At 66.1% G+C, this 15,968-nt stretch carries 15 protein-coding genes and 1 tRNA gene; 2 read left to right on the forward strand and 14 right to left on the reverse strand.

The features are described 5' to 3' along the window. The 12 genes from nuoH to GDJ08_RS15080 form a co-directional block, all read right to left on the reverse strand. The gene (gene nuoH, locus GDJ08_RS15025) at positions 1-1,092 is read right to left on the reverse strand and encodes an NADH-quinone oxidoreductase subunit NuoH (RefSeq protein WP_017355929.1); all 1,092 of its coding nucleotides are present in this window, start codon (positions 1,090-1,092) and stop codon (positions 1-3) included. Further along, positions 1,089-3,323, reverse strand: a complete 2,235-nt coding sequence (nuoG, locus tag GDJ08_RS15030) for an NADH-quinone oxidoreductase subunit NuoG (protein WP_153165181.1) — start codon at positions 3,321-3,323, stop codon at positions 1,089-1,091. Before nuoG ends, nuoH begins: the two co-directional genes overlap by 4 nt. Continuing rightward, complete coding sequence (nuoF, locus tag GDJ08_RS15035; RefSeq protein WP_017354661.1) at positions 3,320-4,660, reverse strand: NADH-quinone oxidoreductase subunit NuoF; 1,341 nt, start codon at positions 4,658-4,660, stop codon at positions 3,320-3,322. Before nuoF ends, nuoG begins: the two co-directional genes overlap by 4 nt. Positions 4,661-4,663: 3 nt before the next feature. After that, complete coding sequence (gene nuoE, locus GDJ08_RS15040) at positions 4,664-5,191, reverse strand: NADH-quinone oxidoreductase subunit NuoE (RefSeq protein WP_017354660.1); 528 nt, start codon at positions 5,189-5,191, stop codon at positions 4,664-4,666. 94 nt (positions 5,192-5,285) lie between these two features. Next, entirely contained in the window at positions 5,286-6,593 is a 1,308-nt protein-coding gene (locus GDJ08_RS15045) for an NADH-quinone oxidoreductase subunit D (RefSeq protein ID WP_017354659.1), read from the reverse strand. Beyond that, on the reverse strand, positions 6,590-7,339 hold the full coding sequence (locus GDJ08_RS15050) for an NADH-quinone oxidoreductase subunit C (protein ID WP_017354658.1): 750 nt from the start codon (positions 7,337-7,339) through the stop codon (positions 6,590-6,592). Before GDJ08_RS15050 ends, GDJ08_RS15045 begins: the two co-directional genes overlap by 4 nt. A 32-nt stretch (positions 7,340-7,371) precedes the next feature. Further along, a complete protein-coding gene (locus GDJ08_RS15055) occupies positions 7,372-7,926 on the reverse strand; it encodes a NuoB/complex I 20 kDa subunit family protein (RefSeq protein WP_017354657.1) in 555 nt (184 codons plus the stop codon). Next, on the reverse strand, positions 7,917-8,273 hold the full coding sequence (locus GDJ08_RS15060) for an NADH-quinone oxidoreductase subunit A (RefSeq protein WP_026070543.1): 357 nt from the start codon (positions 8,271-8,273) through the stop codon (positions 7,917-7,919). Before GDJ08_RS15060 ends, GDJ08_RS15055 begins: the two co-directional genes overlap by 10 nt. A 112-nt stretch (positions 8,274-8,385) precedes the next feature. Beyond that, positions 8,386-8,470 (reverse strand) — tRNA-Leu (locus tag GDJ08_RS15065). A gap of 52 nt (positions 8,471-8,522) precedes the next feature. Continuing rightward, positions 8,523-8,975, reverse strand: coding sequence for a preprotein translocase subunit SecG (gene secG, locus GDJ08_RS15070; protein ID WP_153165234.1), 453 nt, complete (start codon positions 8,973-8,975; stop codon positions 8,523-8,525). A 54-nt stretch (positions 8,976-9,029) separates the two neighbouring features. Beyond that, complete coding sequence (gene tpiA, locus GDJ08_RS15075) at positions 9,030-9,785, reverse strand: triose-phosphate isomerase (RefSeq protein ID WP_153165182.1); 756 nt, start codon at positions 9,783-9,785, stop codon at positions 9,030-9,032. Positions 9,786-10,369: 584 nt separating this feature from the next. Continuing rightward, positions 10,370-11,305 carry an isopenicillin N synthase family dioxygenase gene (locus tag GDJ08_RS15080; RefSeq protein WP_017354653.1) on the reverse strand — a complete coding sequence of 312 codons (936 nt, stop codon included), beginning with the start codon at positions 11,303-11,305 and terminating at the stop codon, positions 10,370-10,372. A gap of 199 nt (positions 11,306-11,504) precedes the next feature. Here GDJ08_RS15080 and GDJ08_RS15085 point away from each other — a divergent pair, with 199 nt between their 5' ends. Both GDJ08_RS15085 and GDJ08_RS15090 read left to right on the forward strand, forming a co-directional pair. After that, on the forward strand, positions 11,505-12,788 hold the full coding sequence (locus GDJ08_RS15085) for a glycosyltransferase family 4 protein (RefSeq protein WP_229296533.1): 1,284 nt from the start codon (positions 11,505-11,507) through the stop codon (positions 12,786-12,788). Beyond that, positions 12,775-13,629 carry a polysaccharide deacetylase family protein gene (locus GDJ08_RS15090; protein ID WP_017354651.1) on the forward strand — a complete coding sequence of 285 codons (855 nt, stop codon included), beginning with the start codon at positions 12,775-12,777 and terminating at the stop codon, positions 13,627-13,629. The genes GDJ08_RS15085 and GDJ08_RS15090 overlap by 14 nt, the downstream gene beginning before the upstream one ends. Positions 13,630-13,706: 77 nt before the next feature. On the opposite strand, the gene glmM is transcribed toward GDJ08_RS15090, so the two are convergent. Further along, on the reverse strand, positions 13,707-15,074 hold the full coding sequence (gene glmM, locus GDJ08_RS15095; RefSeq protein ID WP_153165183.1) for a phosphoglucosamine mutase: 1,368 nt from the start codon (positions 15,072-15,074) through the stop codon (positions 13,707-13,709). Next, positions 15,074-15,958, reverse strand: a complete 885-nt coding sequence (gene accD / locus GDJ08_RS15100; RefSeq protein ID WP_017354649.1) for an acetyl-CoA carboxylase, carboxyltransferase subunit beta — start codon at positions 15,956-15,958, stop codon at positions 15,074-15,076. The genes glmM and accD overlap by 1 nt, the downstream gene beginning before the upstream one ends. Positions 15,959-15,968: the final 10 nt, after the last annotated feature.

The raw sequence follows: 15,968 nt of genomic DNA on the forward strand, positions 1-15,968 counted from the left end.
TTAGACGCCCTTCTGGATCACGCCGTAGAACACCATCAACGCCGTCACTGCAATCCACGCGATGGTGAGCGGGATGAAGACCTTCCAGCCCAGACGCATGATCTGGTCGTAACGGAAGCGCGGGAAGCTGGCACGGAACCAGATGTACGAGCTGGCGAAGAAGAACACCTTCAGCAGCAGCCACGGCCAGCCGCCCTTCCAGATCCAGTCGATCCACGGGGAGATGTCCGCAGTGACCCAGCCCTGGATCGGGCTCAGCCAGCCGCCGAGGAAGAAGATCGAGATCAGGAAGCTGATCAGGATCATGTTGGCGTATTCGGCCAGGAAGAACAGCGCGAACGCACCACCGGAGTACTCGACCATGTGGCCGGCGACGATTTCCGACTCGCCTTCCACCACGTCGAACGGCGCGCGATTGGTTTCGGCCACGCCGGACACCCAGTACACGACGAACAGCGGGAACAGCGGCAGCAGGAACCAGTCGAACAGGCCGGCGTTGCCGGCCTGGGCCAGCACGATGTTGCTCAGGTTGAGGCTGCCCGAGGCGATCATCACACCGACCAGGGCAAAGCCCATCGCGATTTCGTAGCTGATCATCTGCGCCGAGGCGCGCATCGCACCCAGGAAGGCGTACTTCGAGTTGGAGGCCCAACCGGCGAGGATGATGCCGTACACGCCCAGCGAGGTCATCGCCAGCAGATACAGCAGGCCGGCGTTGGCATTGGACAGCACGATCTTCGCATCGAAGGGAATCACCGACCACGCCGCGAAGGCCGGCGCCAGGGTGATCAGCGGTGCCAGCACGAACATGGCCTTGTGCGAGCTGGCCGGCTGGATGATTTCCTTGAACAGCAGTTTGAAGACGTCGGCGAAGGCCTGGAAGATGCCCATGCCCACGTACATCGGGCCGTGGCGGACGTGCATCCAGCCGATCAGCTTGCGCTCCCAGACCACGTAGAAGGCCACCGAGATGATCACCGGCATGGTGATCACCAGGATCTTCAGGATGATCCAGGCCAGCGCGCCGATCTCGCCCAGCGACAGCAGCCACTGGTGCAGCGGGTCGACCGCGTTCAACAGCAATTCGTTCATGCAGCCACCACCGTTACGCGTGCGGCACCCAGCGGCGCGGTAGCACCGTGGCCCGATTCAATCCAGACCGACCCCGCGGCGACGCGGGCGTCGACCACCACCGGCAGCGTGGCGCGACCGGCATCGGTGCCGACCTTGGCCATCTGCCCTTCAACCAGCTGCAGGCGGGCTGCGTCGTCGGCGTTGAGCACGATGCGCGGCGCGTTGTTGAGCGGGTGCGACTGCAGCGCCTGGGCGCGACGGACCACCGCATCGGTGCGGTAGATCGCGGCGGTCGAGGCCACTTCCAGGCCTTCCACAGCGACCGGCGCGGCGGCGGACGGCGCAACGGTGACGCTGACCGGCGCCAGGCTGGCGCGCAGGCCGGCCAGATCGATGAACTCGAAACCGGCCAGCGACAGCTCGCCGCCCAGCGCACGCAGCACGCGCCAGCCTTCACGCGCCTCGCCCGGCAGCTTGCCGCCGGCACGGGCCGTCTGCTCGCGACCATCGAGGTTGGTCAGGGTGGCGTCGACTTCCGGCAGTGCGCCGATCGGCAGGATCACGTCGGCCACATCGCGGGTCGAGGCGCAGGCGAACTGGCTGAAGGCCACCACCTGTGCACCGGCCAGCGCCTTGCGGGCAGCAGCGGCGTCGGCAAAGTCCAGGCCCGGCTCGATGCCGTACAGGACATAGGCCTTGCGCGGCTGGGCCAGCATGGCGTTGACGTCCTTGCCGGTCGGCAGCACGCCGGCGCGGGCCAGGCCCACGGCGTTGGCGCCCTGCGGGATGCGGCACAGCCTGGCACCGGTAGCGGCGGCGAAATCGCGCGCGGCGGCGCGGATGGCGGCGGCCTGCGGGTGGTTCTCGGCGATCGCGCCGACGATGAGGACGGCGTTGTTGGCCCCCTTCACGGCCTCGCGCAGCTCGGCATTGCCCAGCGCGTCGATGAACTTCGACGGTGCAACGATCTGCTTGCCGGCCAGCTTGAAGGCGAAGTCGAAGTCGACCGGGTTGACCGCGTGGATCTTCGCGTTGCGCGTGGTCTGTGCCTTGCGCAGGCGGGCGTGCAGCAACGGCAGCTCGTGGCGGATGTTGCTGCCGAGCACGACGATGCTGTCCGCGCCTTCGATCTCGGCCAGCGGGAGGCCGAACACCTCGGCCACGGCAGCGTCGGAGAAGTCGCGGTTGTTGATGCGGTGGTCGATGTTGGAGGTGCCCAGGCCCTTGGCCAGTCGCGCCAGCAGCGCGCCTTCCTCGTTGGAGGCCGACGGGTGCACCAGCACGCCGAGGTCGTCGCCCTGATGGGCGGCGAAGATCTCCTTGGCGGCGGCCAGGCCTTCAGCCCAGCTCACTTCCTTCCACTCGCCGTTGACCTTGCGCAGCGGCTTGACCGCACGGTCGTCGCTGTACAGGCCCTGGTGGGAGTAGCGGTCGCGATCGGACAGCCAGCATTCGTTGACCGACTCGTTGTCGCGCGGCACCGCGCGCAACACTTCGCCGCGACGCACGTGCAGGAACAGGTTCGAGCCCATCGCGTCGTGATAGCCCAGCGATTCGCGCGCGGTCAGTTCCCACGGACGGGCGCGGAACTGGAACACCTTGTTGGTCAGCGCACCGACCGGGCACACGTCGACGACGTTGCCGGACAGCTCGGTGGTCAGCGGCTTGCCGTCGTAGGTGCCGATCTGCAGGTTCTCACCGCGGTACATGCCACCCAGTTCATAGGTACCGGCAACGTCGGCGGTGAAGCGGACGCAGCGCGTGCACTGGATGCAGCGGGTCATCTCGGTGGCGACCAGCGGGCCCATGTCCTCGTCCGGCACCACGCGCTTGCGCTCGTTGAAGCGGCTCACCGAACGGCCATAGCCGAGCGAGACGTCCTGCAGCTCGCACTCGCCGCCCTGATCGCAGATCGGGCAGTCCAGCGGATGGTTGATCAGCAGGAATTCCATCACCGAGCGCTGGAACTTCAGTGCCTTCTCACTGCGGGTGGCGACCTTCATGCCATCCATGACCGGCGTGGCGCAGGCCGGCGCCGGCTTGGGCGACTTCTCGACGTCGACCAGGCACATGCGGCAGTTGGCCGCGATCGGCAGCTTCTCGTGGTAGCAGAAGCGCGGGATCGGAATGCCGGCCTTGTCGGCGGCCTGGATGATCATCGAGCCCTTGGGCACGACCAGGGACTGGCCGTCGATTTCGACGGTCACATGATCCGGTGGCACGCTCGGATTTACGGGTTGCGCGCTCATGCAGCGGCTGCCTCCACCTTCTTGCCGTCAACCATCGAATGACCGTTGACGATGTAGTACTCGAATTCGTCCCAGAACTGGCGCAGGAAGCCCTGGATGGGCCATGCCGCCGCTTCACCGAACGCGCAGATGGTGTGGCCTTCGATCTGGCCGGCCACTGCCTTCAACTGGTGCAGGTCTTCCATCGTGGCCTTGCCGGCAACGATGCGTTCCAGGACGCGGTGCATCCAGCCGGTGCCTTCGCGGCACGGGGTGCACTGGCCACAGGATTCCTTGTGGAAGAACTGCGAGATGCGGCAGGCGAACTTGACGCAGCAGACGCTGTCGTCGAGCACCACGATGGCGCCCGAGCCCAGACCGGTGCCCAGGGCACGCAGGGTGTCGTAGTCCATCTGCAGGCCCTTGAGTTCTTCGGCCTTGAGCACCGGCATCGACACACCGCCCGGAACCGCGCCCTTCAGGGTGCGACCCGGCTTGAGGCCGCCGGCCATCTCCAGCAGCTCGTCGAAAGTGGTGCCCAGCGGCACTTCGAAGTTGCCGCCCTTCTGCACACAGCCGGAAACCGAGAAGATCTTCGGACCGCCGTTCTTGGTCAGGCTCAGGCTCTGGAACCACTCCGGGCCGTTGCGGATGATCGCCGGCACCGAGGCATAGGTCTCGGTGTTGTTGATCGTCGACGGCTTGCCGTACAGGCCGAAGTTGGCCGGGAACGGCGGCTTGTAGCGCGGCTGGCCCTTCTTGCCTTCCAGCGACTCCATCAGCGCGGTTTCTTCGCCGCAGATGTAAGCGCCGGCACCGAGCGCACCGTAGATGTCGATGTCCACGCCGCTGCCGAGGATGTTCTTGCCCAGCCAGCCGTTCGCGTACGCGTCGGCCAGGGCCTGCTCGAAGTGCTCGAAGGGCTCGTGGTGGAACTCACCGCGCAGGTAGTTGTAGCCCACGGTGCTGCCGGTGGCGTAGCAGGCGATTGCCATGCCTTCCACGACCGAATGCGGGTTGTAGCGCAGGATGTCGCGATCCTTGCAGGTGCCCGGCTCGGATTCATCCGAGTTGCAGAGGATGTACTTCTGCATGGTGCCCTTGGGCATGAAGGACCACTTCAGGCCGGTCGGGAAGCCTGCGCCACCGCGGCCGCGCAGGTTGGACTGCTTGACCATCTCGATGACCTGTTCCGGCGAGATCTTCTCTTCGAGGATCTTGCGCAGGGCGGCGTAGCCACCGGTCTTGAGGTAGCTTTCATACGACCACGGGGTGTCGTAGTGCAGCGTGGTGTAGACCACCTGGTGCGGCAGCGGCGCAGGACCGACCGGACCCGTGGGTGCGTGATGATGTGCCATGTCTTACTCCAACCCGTCCAGCAGCTCGTCGACTTTCTCGACGGTCAGGCGCTCGTGGTAATGGCCGTTGATGACCATCATCGGCGCACCGGCGCAACCAGCCAGGCATTCTTCTTCGCGCTTGAGGTAGACGCGGCCGTCGGCGGTGGACTGGCCGGTCTTGCAGCCGAGCTTCTTCTCGGCGTGCGCAACCAGGTCCTCGGCGCCATTCAGCCAGCAGCTGATGTTGGTGCAGAAGGCGACGTTGTGGCGGCCCACCTTCTCGGTCTCGAACATCGAGTAGAAGCTGGCAACCTCATAGGCCCACACCGGCGGCAGATCCAGATACCTGGCGACGCCGGCGATCAACTCGTCGGTCAGCCAGCCCTGGTTCTGTTCCTGTGCCGCATGCAGGCCCTGCAACACGGCCGAGCGCTTGCGATCCGGCGGGAACTTGGCCAGCCAGTGATCGATGTGCGCGCGCGTCTTGTCGCTCAACACCACCATCGGGTCGACGTCGCGCGCCGCCTCGAAATTACCTGTCGCCTTCATCGGCCGACCTCAGCGAATACCAAATCGTGAAAGACCAGAACCTGCAGCGCCGGCAGAAGCCGGCGGGTGTCAGGCATCGTGCATGCGGCCGGGATCACCGGTCCACCTCACCGAACACCAGGTCGTAGGTGCCGATCATGGCCACCACGTCGGCGAGCATGTGCCCGCGCACGACCGAGTCGATCGAGGACAGATGGGCGAAACCCGGCGCGCGCAGGTGCACGCGGAACGGCTTGTTGGCGCCATCGGACATCAGGTAGCAGCCGAACTCGCCCTTGGGCGCTTCGACCGCAGCGTAGGTTTCGCCGGCGGGGACGCAGTAGCCTTCACTGAACAGCTTGAAGTGATGGATCAGCGCTTCCATGTCGTCCTTCATGTCCTCGCGGCTGGGCGGCGCGACCTTGAAGTTCTTGACCATGACCGGGCCGGGGTTGGCACGCAGCCACTGCACGCACTGCTTGATGATGCGGTTGGACTCGCGCATCTCGGCCACGCGGACCAGGTAGCGGTCGTAGCAGTCGCCTTCCTTACCCAGCGGAATGTCGAACTCGACGGCATCGTACTTGGCGTACGGCTGCTTCTTGCGCAGATCCCAGGCAATGCCCGAGCCACGCAGCATCACGCCGGTCATGCCCCACGCATGGGCCAGTTCCGGGCTGACCACGCCGATGCCGACGGTACGCTGCTTCCAGATACGGTTGTCGGTCAGCAGGGTCTCGTACTCGTCGACACGCTTGGGGAACTCGACGGTGAAGTTCTCGAGGAAATCGAGCAGCGACCCTTCGCGCGCGGCGTTGAGGTTCTTCAGGGCCTTGCCCTTGTGCCAGCGCGATTCCTTGTACTTGGGCATACGATCCGGCAGGTCGCGATAGACGCCACCCGGACGGTAGTAGGCCGCGTGCATGCGCGCGCCGGAGACCGCTTCGTAGCAGTCCATCAGCTCTTCACGCTCACGGAAGGCGTACAGCATCACCGCCATCGCGCCCAGATCGAGCGCGTTGGAACCCAGCCACATCAGGTGGTTCAGGATGCGGGTGATTTCGTCGAACATGGTGCGGATGTACTGCGCGCGTTCGGGCGCTTCGATCCCCATCAGGGTTTCGATCGCGCGCACGTAGGCGTGCTCGTTGCACATCATCGACACGTAATCCAGGCGATCCATGTAGCCGATCGACTGGTTGAAGGGCTTGGACTCGGCCAGCTTCTCGGTACCACGGTGCAGCAGGCCCACATGGGGGTCGGCACGCATGATGGTTTCGCCGTCCATTTCCAGGATCAGGCGCAGCACACCGTGCGCGGCCGGATGCTGCGGGCCGAAGTTCATCGTGTAGTTGCGGATTTCCTGCCGGCTTTCGGCGGGATTGCTCGCAAAGGCCTGGCTGGCCTGGTGGAATTCACTCACTTTACTGCCTCCGTCTGCGCGCTTTCGCCGGCAGCGGTCTGGAAACGGGCATCGTCACGGATCACGCGCGGCACGCCGACACGCGGCTCCACCGAGGTCACCGGCTCGTAGATCACGCGCTTCTTCTCTTCGTCGTAGCGCACTTCGACGTTGCCGATCAGCGGGAAATCCTTGCGGAACGGATGGCCGACGAAACCGTAATCGGTCAGGATCCGGCGCAGGTCCGGGTGACCTTCGAAGATCACGCCGTAGAGGTCGAACGCTTCGCGCTCGAACCAGTTCAGGCCCGGCCAGACGCTGGTCAGCGACGCGACCACCGGCAGTTCCTCATTCGGCGCGAAGCAGCGGATGCGCATGGTGAGGTTGTGCTGGTAGGAACGCAGCTGGGCGACCACGGCGAAACGCTGCAGCGGGATCGGCTGCGGCTGGGCGCCATCGCTGGTTTCGCGGGTGGGGAACTCGCCCCATGCGAAACGACCGACGGACTTGCCCTCGACGCCGCGGCTGAAGCCCTGGGACGACACGTCGGCCGTATCCCATTCGTCGCTGCCGTAGCCGAGGTAGTCCAGGCCGCACAGGTCGACGGACTGCTCGAAACCGAATTCGTCGCGCAGCGCCAGGGCGGTGGCATGCCAGTCAGCGGCGGGCACTTCCAGCGTCACTTCGCCGCGGGGTTCGACCACGAAGACCTGCGCACCGGCAAAGCGTGCGGAGAGTCGGTCGATGAAGGATGCTTGCTCTGCCATGGGGGCTTGGCGTGCTCTTGTCAGGAGGAATGTCAGCGGGCGATGGTCTGCGTACGCCAGATCTTCTTCTGCAGCTGCAGGATCCCGTACACCAGCGCTTCGGCGGTAGGCGGACACCCGGGAACGTAGACGTCCACCGGGACCACGCGGTCGCAACCACGCACTACTGCATAGGAGTAGTGGTAGTAGCCGCCACCGTTGGCACAGCTGCCCATCGAAATGACCCACTTCGGGTCCGGCATCTGGTCGTAGACCTTGCGCAGCGCCGGGGCCATCTTGTTGACCAGGGTGCCGGCCACGATCATCACGTCGGACTGACGCGGCGACGGGCGGAACACCACGCCGTAGCGGTCAAGATCCAGGCGCGCCGCGCCGGCATGCATCATCTCCACCGCGCAGCAGGCCAGACCAAAGGTCATCGGCCACATCGAGCCGGTCCGCGCCCAGTTCAACAGCGCATCGACGCTGGTGGTCACGTAGCCCTTTTCGAGCAGCGGGTTGTCGCCTTCGGGGCGCAGGATGTCGTCGACCCGCCCTTCCGGGACCGGGTTGTTCATCAGGCCATCGAGAGTCTGAATCACTCCCATTCCAGCGCTCCCTTCTTCCAGACGTAAATGAAACCGAGGAAAAGCATGCCCACGAACAGGCCCATCGTGACCAGCGAACGCGCACCCAGTTCCATGAAGACCTGGGTCCACGGCACGATGAAAATGATTTCCAAGTCAAATACGATGAACTGGATCGCGATCAGGTAGTAGCGCACATCGAACTTCATGCGCGCGTCCTCGAAAGCCTCGAAGCCGCACTCGTACGGCGAGAGCTTTTCCAGATCAGGACGTCGTGGACCGAGGAATCGGCCGACCAGCATCAGCGCAACGCCGATACCGGTGGCAACGATCAGAAACAGCAGAGACGGCAAATATTCGGCCAGCACAGCGATTCTCTCTTGCCTCTGCCGCTGCGCCTGCAGGCGCTTTGGCATGGGGGAGTGGACGGACTCCGCACCCTGGCGCCGTGCGCGCCAGACGAAATCCGCTTACAAACAATGGTGCCCAAGAGGGGACTCGAACCCCTACGACTCTCGTCGCTACCACCTCAAGGTAGTGCGTCTACCAATTCCGCCACCTGGGCTTACGATCGCACCGGGGGTTACTTCCCAATGCGCCGCATATTGTAACCGTCTTCAGCGATTCTGGGTGCCTTCCGAAGGCTTTTCTTCACCAGAAATTTTCGCTCCCGCCTCAGCCGGCACAGTGGCCTGCGGAACCGGCTGCTGGACCGGGGTCTGGACGGGGGCTGCCGGGGCCTTCGGCACGGCCGGCAACTCACCTGCCGGCGCTGCCGGCACGCTTTCCACCGGGGCCGACATCAGGCCCAGGTCCTGCTGCGCTGCCGGGCGCGAGCCGTGGCTGGCGTACCAGGCCATGAAGAGGCTGATGCCGAAGAACACCACGGCCAGCCACTTGGTCGACTTGGACAGGAAATTGGACGCGCCGCGCGCGCCGAACACGGTCCCCGAGGCGCCCGCGCCGAAACCCGAACCCGCGGCCGCGCCGGAACCACGCTGCATCAGGATGAGCGCGATCATGGCCACCGCCACCAGCACGTAGACCACATTGAGGATCAACATCAGCATTTCGAATCCGTCCTCGGACATGTCGCGCCGACGGTCGGTCGGCACATTATCTTGTTAGCGCCCGGCCGCCGCATCGACGATGGCCAGGAAGTCCGCGGCCACCAGGGAGGCGCCGCCCACCAGCCCACCATCGACATCGGGCTGCGCGAACAGTTCCCCAGCGTTGTCGGGCTTCACGCTGCCGCCGTAAAGGATCGGCAACGAATCAGCGATTCTAGCATCCAGCTTGGCCACTTCGCCACGGATGAAGGCATGGACCTGCTGGGCCTGCTCTTTGCTGGCGGTCCGGCCGGTGCCGATGGCCCAGACCGGCTCATAGGCGACCACGGCATGCTGGAAGCCGGAGGGGCCCACCAGGGCCTGCACCGGGGCCAGCTGGGCGGCGATGACCTGCTCGGTCTGGCCGGCCTCGCGCTGCTCCAGCGTCTCGCCCACGCAGAGCACCGGGACCAGGCCGGCATGCAGGGCGGCGGCGAACTTGCGTGCCACCAGCTCGCTGGATTCATTGTGGTACTGGCGGCGCTCGGAATGGCCGACCAGGCCATAGCGGGCGCCGACCTCGGCCAGCATCGAGGCCGAGACCTCGCCGGTGTAGGCGCCCTTCTCGTTGGAGCTCACGTCCTGGGAGCCAAAGGCGATGGCCCGGCCCTCGAAGTCCTCGACCAGTTCGCCCAGGTAAGGCAGGGGCGGCAGGATGACCACCTCCACCCCATCGCGCGGCAGGCTGGCGACCAGGTCACTGACCAGGTCGGTGGCGAATTGGCGGCTGCCGTGCAGCTTCCAGTTACCGGCGACGATCTTGCGGCGCATGGCGGGGCTCCAGTTGGGTATCAACGGGCAATGATACCGGATGTAACGAATCAGCGTCCCGCCGAAAACGCTTACATTTCAAATGGATAATGATCTGTGGCCGGGTTTGGCGCGAAGAGCGCGGCTGTTCATTGTTGTCGGAGAGGGGGCCGGGTCCGGTACGCCCCTCCGGGACACGCACGTAAACCCATCCCTGGGGGCTTGTCGAAAACATCCATGTTTTCGACAGTCCCTCCGGGGCGTACCGGCCCCAGCCCCCTACAGATGATGGCGACCGGACGGCAGAAGCGGCCCATGCCGACGGCTTGAATCTGCTTTCCGATCCGGTCGACGGACTGCTTGAGGGGTGAGGACCGGTGCACCCCGCAGCGACGCTCCAAAACATGGATGTTTTGGAGCAGCCCCCAGGGATGGGTTCACGGCGTGTCGCGGAGGGGTGTGCCGGGCCTCGCCCCGCGCTGATAGCAATGAGCAGCCGCGCCGTTCGCGACAAACAAAAAGGCCACCATGACGGTGGCCTTTTGGCAGACTTCCGGGGCGTACCGACCAGCGGTCGGTACCTGCCGGTTCGGTCGGATGGGCGGTTACTTCAGCTTGATCTCGCGCAGGCGCTCTTCCAGGAAGCCGTGGGCAGTGATCGGCTCCGGGTAGCGGCTCGGGTTTTCCGGGGTGATGCAGGTCGGCAGCACGTCGATCAGGAAGTCCGGGTTGGGGTGCAGGAAGAACGGCACCGAGTAACGCGGCTGGCGCGCCTGCTCGCCCGGGGGATTGACCACGCGATGGATGGTGGACGGGTACACATGGTTGGTCAGGCGCTGCAGCATGTCGCCGATGTTGACCACGATGGTGTCCGCGTCGGAAGTGAACGGCACCCACTTGCCTTCGTGCGACTGCACTTCCAGGCCCGCCGCGCTGGCACCGACCAGCAGCGTGATGAAATTGATGTCGCCGTGTGCGCCGGCGCGCACGTTGGGAATGTTCTCGGCGGTGATCGGCGGGTAGTGGATCGGGCGCAGGATCGAGTTGCCGTTGTTGGTCTTGTCGGCAAAGAAGTCGATCGGCAGGCCGATGTGCAGCGCCAGCGCCGACAGGACCCGCGAGCCCAGGTTGTCCAGGGCCTGGTACAGGCCGTAACCGCGCTCACGGAAACCGGGAACCTCGGACGGCCACAGGTTCGGGGCCATCACGTCACGGTACTTGGAATCGTCCGGGATCTCGCGGCCGATGTGCCAGAACTCCTTCAGGTCGAAGTGCTGGGAGCCCTTGGCGGTTTCCACGCCGAACGGGGTGTAGCCGCGGGCGCCACCGCTGCCCGGCACGTGGTACTGGCGCTTGGTCTCCTCCGGCAGAGCGAAGAAGGCCTTGAAGACGTCGTAGGCCGCATCGATGTCGGCCTGCGGGATGCCGTGGTTGCGGATGCCCGCGAAACCCCATTCGCGGTAGGCCGCGCCCAGCTCTGCAACGAAGGCGTCGCGGTCACTGTCGAAACGGGTGATGTCGAGGGTCGGAATCTGGCTCACAGCGTTACCTGGCTTGTTCTTGGATGGACGAAGGGCCGCACCTGTGGCCCGGCTGAACATTGTGACAGATCGGGCTCATGCCGCCACCGATACATTGATACAAGCCGATACAATGCGCGCCACCCGGGCTGTGTGAACGGGCCAACGACGCTGCCGCCGCCACGCGTCCCCTCCTCTGCTGCAGCACTCGATCCGCCCTATGGACGCCACCTCGCCGGTTCCCGCTGAGCCCTCTTCCTTCGCTGGCAGCCCCCGGCAGGCCGACGCCGGTGCGCCCGTCGCCGATCCCCACGCTCAGGCCCTCGCGGCGGGCGCGGAGGCTGCCGGCCACCGCGTCATCCCGCTGAAGATCCTGCATACCGAAGCGGCCAAAGGCTTTGGCGGTCAGGAGATCTACATCTACCGGCACATGCTGGCCATGCGCGAGCGCGGCCATGACGTGTCGCTGCTGTGCCAACCCGGCGCGCGGCTCGGCGAAATCGCACGGGAAGCCGGGTTCACCGTGCACACCCTGAAGATGGGCGGCCTGCTGCGCCTGCTGCGCGGCATCGGCACGGTCTCGCGACTGGTGCGACGCCACGGCTACCACGTGGTCAACACGACCAGCCGGCGCGACAGCCTTATTGCCGCTGCCGGAGCGCGCCTGGGCGGCACGCCCCTGGTGGTGCGCTCGCGTCACCTGATGAGCCCGGTCAACTCACTGCTGACCTACACCGGCCTGCCGCACCGGATCCTGACCGTCAGCAGCTTCGTGAAGCAGCTGCTGGTGACGCGCGGCATCGCCGGGGAGAGGATCGGCATCGTGCCGCCGATCGCGGTCCCGCCGCAGTGGACGCAGATCAACAAGGACGATCCGTGGCAGTGCCTGCAGGAGACCCGCACCGAGGTGCGGCGCGAACTCGGTTTCGACGACGACCAGATCGTGGTCGGCTGCGTGGCGGTGCTGCGTGAGCCGAAGGGCCACGCCGACCTGCTGCACGCCATCGCCCCGCTCTGCCGCCGCCACCGCAACCTGCAGCTGGTGATCGTCGGCGACGGACAGCCGGTGATGGACCGCCTGCTGGCGCTGCGCGCGGAACTGGGCATCGCCAGCCAGGTGCACCTGCTGGGCTACCGCCTCGGCGCGTGCCGGCTGATGACCGCCTTCGACATCTTCGCGCTGGCCAGCCACAAGGAAGCGGCCGGCACCGTGTTCCTGGAAGCAGCTTACGTCGGCGTGCCGATCGTGGCCACGCGGGTGGGTGGCGTGCCGGAAATGGTGATGGAAGGGAGCAATGCTATGCTCGCGCCGCTTGGCGACCCGGCCGCGCTGACGCACGCGCTGCAGACGCTGGTCGAAGACCCGCAGGAGCGCCGCCGCATGGGCCGCGCCGGCTGGGAATGGATGCACAGCGCGCAGCGCTTCACGCCGGCCGGCCACACCGAAGCGACCGAACACTATTACCACCAGTGGTTGAAGGAACTTGGGCATGGCCAACGCTAGATCCGTCCCGGTGCTGATGCATCACCATGTATCGCCCTCGCCGGGCATGATCACCGTGTCCCCGGAGAACTTCGAAAGCCAGATTGCGTGGCTGGCCGCCGACGGCTGGACCTCGCTGACGCTGGAGCAGTACGCCGGCTTCCTCGCCGGCCAGCCGGTGCCGCGCAAGTCGATCGTGATCACCTTCGACGACGGCTACCTGGACAACTGGGTCTACGCGCACCCGATCCTGCTCAAGTACGGCATGCACGCGGTGGTGTTCGTGGTGACCGGCTGGATGGGCGATGGCCCGGAACGGCCGCATGCCGGCCAGACCGGCGCGACCCTGCCGGCAACACCGGACCATCGCGGCTGCGAAGCGGCGATCCTGGAACAGGACCGCGCCGACTCGGTGATGATGCGCTGGAGCGAGGCGCGCGCGATGATCGCCGCCGGCACCTTCGAAGTGCACTGCCACACCCATACGCATACGCGCTGGATGAAGCAGGCGATCAGCCGGGCGCAGAAATGCGTGGGTATCGAGAGCGACCTGTCGCGCGCGCGCGCGGTGCTGCAGCAGGAGCTTGGCAGCGTCTCGGACACGCTGTGCTGGCCGTACGGCGATTTCGACGAGGACTACGTGGCGATCGCACGGCAACAGGGCTTCACCCACCTGCATACCACCCATCCGTTCGGCCGCAATGTGGTGGGCGGCGATCCTGGCCACATCTATCGCTTCGCCATCCGCAACCGTCCGGCACGCTGGCTGCGCAAGCGGATCGCGTTGAGCTACCACCCGCTGATCGCGCCGCTGTTCAACCGCTTCAAGGCGAAACAGAAGAAGATGGCGCCGGGGCCGTAACGGCCCGGAAACGAACGCGTGCGCCACGAAAAAACCCGGCCGAGGCCGGGTTCTTCGTTTGCGCCGCCTGCGACATGTCAGGCCGCTGCGGCGGCCTTCACCGCATCGGACAGGTTGTCCAGCGTGGCCTGCATCAGGTCGCTGCTGTCCGCTTCGACGGTCACGCGTACCACCGGCTCGGTCCCCGACGGCCGCAGGAACGCACGACCGCGGCCCTGCACCGACTGCTGCGCGGCCGCGAGCGCGGCCTGCACGCTGTCGGACTGCACGACGGCCTTGGCCGAGACACCGGCCAGACGCACGTTGACGGTCTTCTGCGGCACTTTATGCAGGCCCGACAGCGCCTGCCGCAGCGATGTATTCTCACGCCGCAGCACTTCCAGCACCTGCAGTGCGCTGACGATGGCGTCGCCCGTGGTGGCGCGGTCCAGGCACAGCAGGTGACCGGAGGCCTCACCGCCGAGCACGCCACCGCCTTCGACCAGCGCCTGGTGCACGTAGCGGTCACCGACGTTGCTGCGCAGGAACGGAATGCCCAGCCGCTCCATCGCCTGCTCGAGCCCGAAGTTGGTCATCAACGTGCCGACCACCGGACCGCGCAGGCGTCCATTGCCGCGCCAGGAGGGCGCCAGCACGTACAGCAGGTCGTCGCCATCGACCGGATTGCCCTGATCGTCGGCCATCAGCACGCGGTCGCCGTCGCCATCGAAGGCGATGCCGAGATCCGCACCGGTCTCGCGCACCTTGGCGGCAAGGTTGTCGATGTGCATCGACCCGACGCCGTCATTGATGTTCACTCCGTTCGGCTCGGCGCCGATGGCGACCACCTCCGCACCGAGCTCGCGGAACAGCAGCGGCGCGATGTGGTAGGTGGCGCCGTGGGCGCAGTCGAGCACGATCTTCAACCCGCGCAGGTCGAAGGCACGCGGCACGCTGGCCTTGCAGAATTCGATGTAGCGGCCCACCGCGTCCCGGGCGCGCATGGCCTTGCCGAGACGGTCCGATTCGGCGGTGGTGAACGGTTCGTCCAGCGCTGCTTCCAGTGCCAGCTCGGTGGCGTCATCGAGCTTCTCGCCATCGGCGGAGAAGAACTTGATGCCGTTGTCGTAATGCGGGTTGTGCGAGGCGCTGATGACGATGCCGGCGTCGGCCCCGAGCGTGCGGGTCAGGAACGCGACGGCCGGGGTCGGCATCGGCCCCAGCAGCTGCACGTCCGCGCCGGCGGCAACCAGCCCCGCCTCGAGCGCGGCTTCGAACATGTAGCCGGAGATGCGCGTGTCCTTGCCGATCACCACCACCGGGCGGTGGCCCGGCCGATGGCCGTTGCGCGCGGTCAGCACGCGACCGAGCGCGTTGCCCAGGCGCAGCACGAAATCGGCCGAGATCACCCCCTGGCCGACCCGACCGCGGATGCCGTCGGTGCCGAAATACCTGCGCGCGCCCATCAGGCAGCGGCGTCCGCGGCAGGCGCGGGCTGGCGGCCCAGCATGGCCAGCAGCTCGGACAGACGGTCACGCATTTCGCGGCGATCGCAGATCTGGTCGATCGCCCCATGCTCCAGCAGGAACTCCGAACGCTGGAAGCCTTCGGGCAGCTTTTCGCGCACGGTCTGCTCGATCACACGCGGACCGGCGAAGCCGATCAGCGCCTGCGGTTCGGCGATGTTGATGTCGCCCAGCATGGCAAACGACGCCGACACGCCACCGGTGGTCGGGTGGGTCAGTACCGAGATGTACGGCAGGCCGGCATCACGCAGGCGACCCAGCGCGGCCGAGGTCTTGGCCATCTGCATCAGCGAGAACAGGCCTTCCTGCATGCGCGCGCCGCCGCTGGCGGAGAAGCACACGTAGGGCGCACCGATCTCCAGCGCCTTTTCGGCGGCCAGCGAGAAGCGCTCACCCACCACCGAGCCCATCGAACCGCCCATGAAGGCGAAGTCGAAGGCCGAGGCCACCAGCGGGCGGCCCTTCATCAGGCCCTGCATGGCAATCAGCGCGTCGTACTCGCCGGTGTTCTTCTGCGAGGCCTTGATGCGTTCGCTGTACTTCTTCTGGTCCTTGAACTTGAGCAGGTCCGTCGGGCCCAGGCGCGCGCCGATCTCGGTGGTGCTGTCGACGTCGAACAGCGCCGCCAGACGCGCGCGTGCGCGGATGGCCATGTGATGGCCACACTTGGGACAGACCTCGAGGTTCTCCTCCAGCTCGGGACGGTAGAGCGCGCTGCCGCAGCTGCTGCACTTCTCCCACAGGCCCTCGGGGACGCTGCGCTTCTTGCTGGGGACGTTGTCGGTGCGGATGCCAGACGGCATCAACTTGCTGAGCCAACTCATGCGGGATGCT

The organism is Stenotrophomonas nematodicola (assembly GCF_009467805.1).
Lineage (GTDB): Bacteria > Pseudomonadota > Gammaproteobacteria > Xanthomonadales > Xanthomonadaceae > Stenotrophomonas > Stenotrophomonas nematodicola.

What these genes read in the sequence shown, in the direction of transcription:
- GDJ08_RS15050 (WP_017354658.1), bottom strand. Translation starts at nt 7,339, where the DNA reads ATGGCAGAGCAAGCATCCTTCATCGACCGACTCTCCGCACGCTTTGCC.
- tpiA (WP_153165182.1), bottom strand. Translation starts at nt 9,785, where the DNA reads ATGCGCCGCAAGATCGTCGCCGGTAACTGGAAGCTGCACGGCAGCCGC.
- accD (WP_017354649.1), bottom strand. Translation starts at nt 15,958, where the DNA reads ATGAGTTGGCTCAGCAAGTTGATGCCGTCTGGCATCCGCACCGACAAC.
- GDJ08_RS15090 (WP_017354651.1), top strand. Translation starts at nt 12,775, where the DNA reads ATGGCCAACGCTAGATCCGTCCCGGTGCTGATGCATCACCATGTATCG.
- nuoG (WP_153165181.1), bottom strand. Translation starts at nt 3,323, where the DNA reads ATGAGCGCGCAACCCGTAAATCCGAGCGTGCCACCGGATCATGTGACC.
- glmM (WP_153165183.1), bottom strand. Translation starts at nt 15,074, where the DNA reads ATGGGCGCGCGCAGGTATTTCGGCACCGACGGCATCCGCGGTCGGGTC.
- nuoE (WP_017354660.1), bottom strand. Translation starts at nt 5,191, where the DNA reads ATGAAGGCGACAGGTAATTTCGAGGCGGCGCGCGACGTCGACCCGATG.
- secG (WP_153165234.1), bottom strand. Translation starts at nt 8,975, where the DNA reads ATGCTGATGTTGATCCTCAATGTGGTCTACGTGCTGGTGGCGGTGGCC.
- nuoF (WP_017354661.1), bottom strand. Translation starts at nt 4,660, where the DNA reads ATGGCACATCATCACGCACCCACGGGTCCGGTCGGTCCTGCGCCGCTG.
- nuoH (WP_017355929.1), bottom strand. Translation starts at nt 1,092, where the DNA reads ATGAACGAATTGCTGTTGAACGCGGTCGACCCGCTGCACCAGTGGCTG.
- GDJ08_RS15085 (WP_229296533.1), top strand. Translation starts at nt 11,505, where the DNA reads ATGGACGCCACCTCGCCGGTTCCCGCTGAGCCCTCTTCCTTCGCTGGC.
- GDJ08_RS15055 (WP_017354657.1), bottom strand. Translation starts at nt 7,926, where the DNA reads ATGGGAGTGATTCAGACTCTCGATGGCCTGATGAACAACCCGGTCCCG.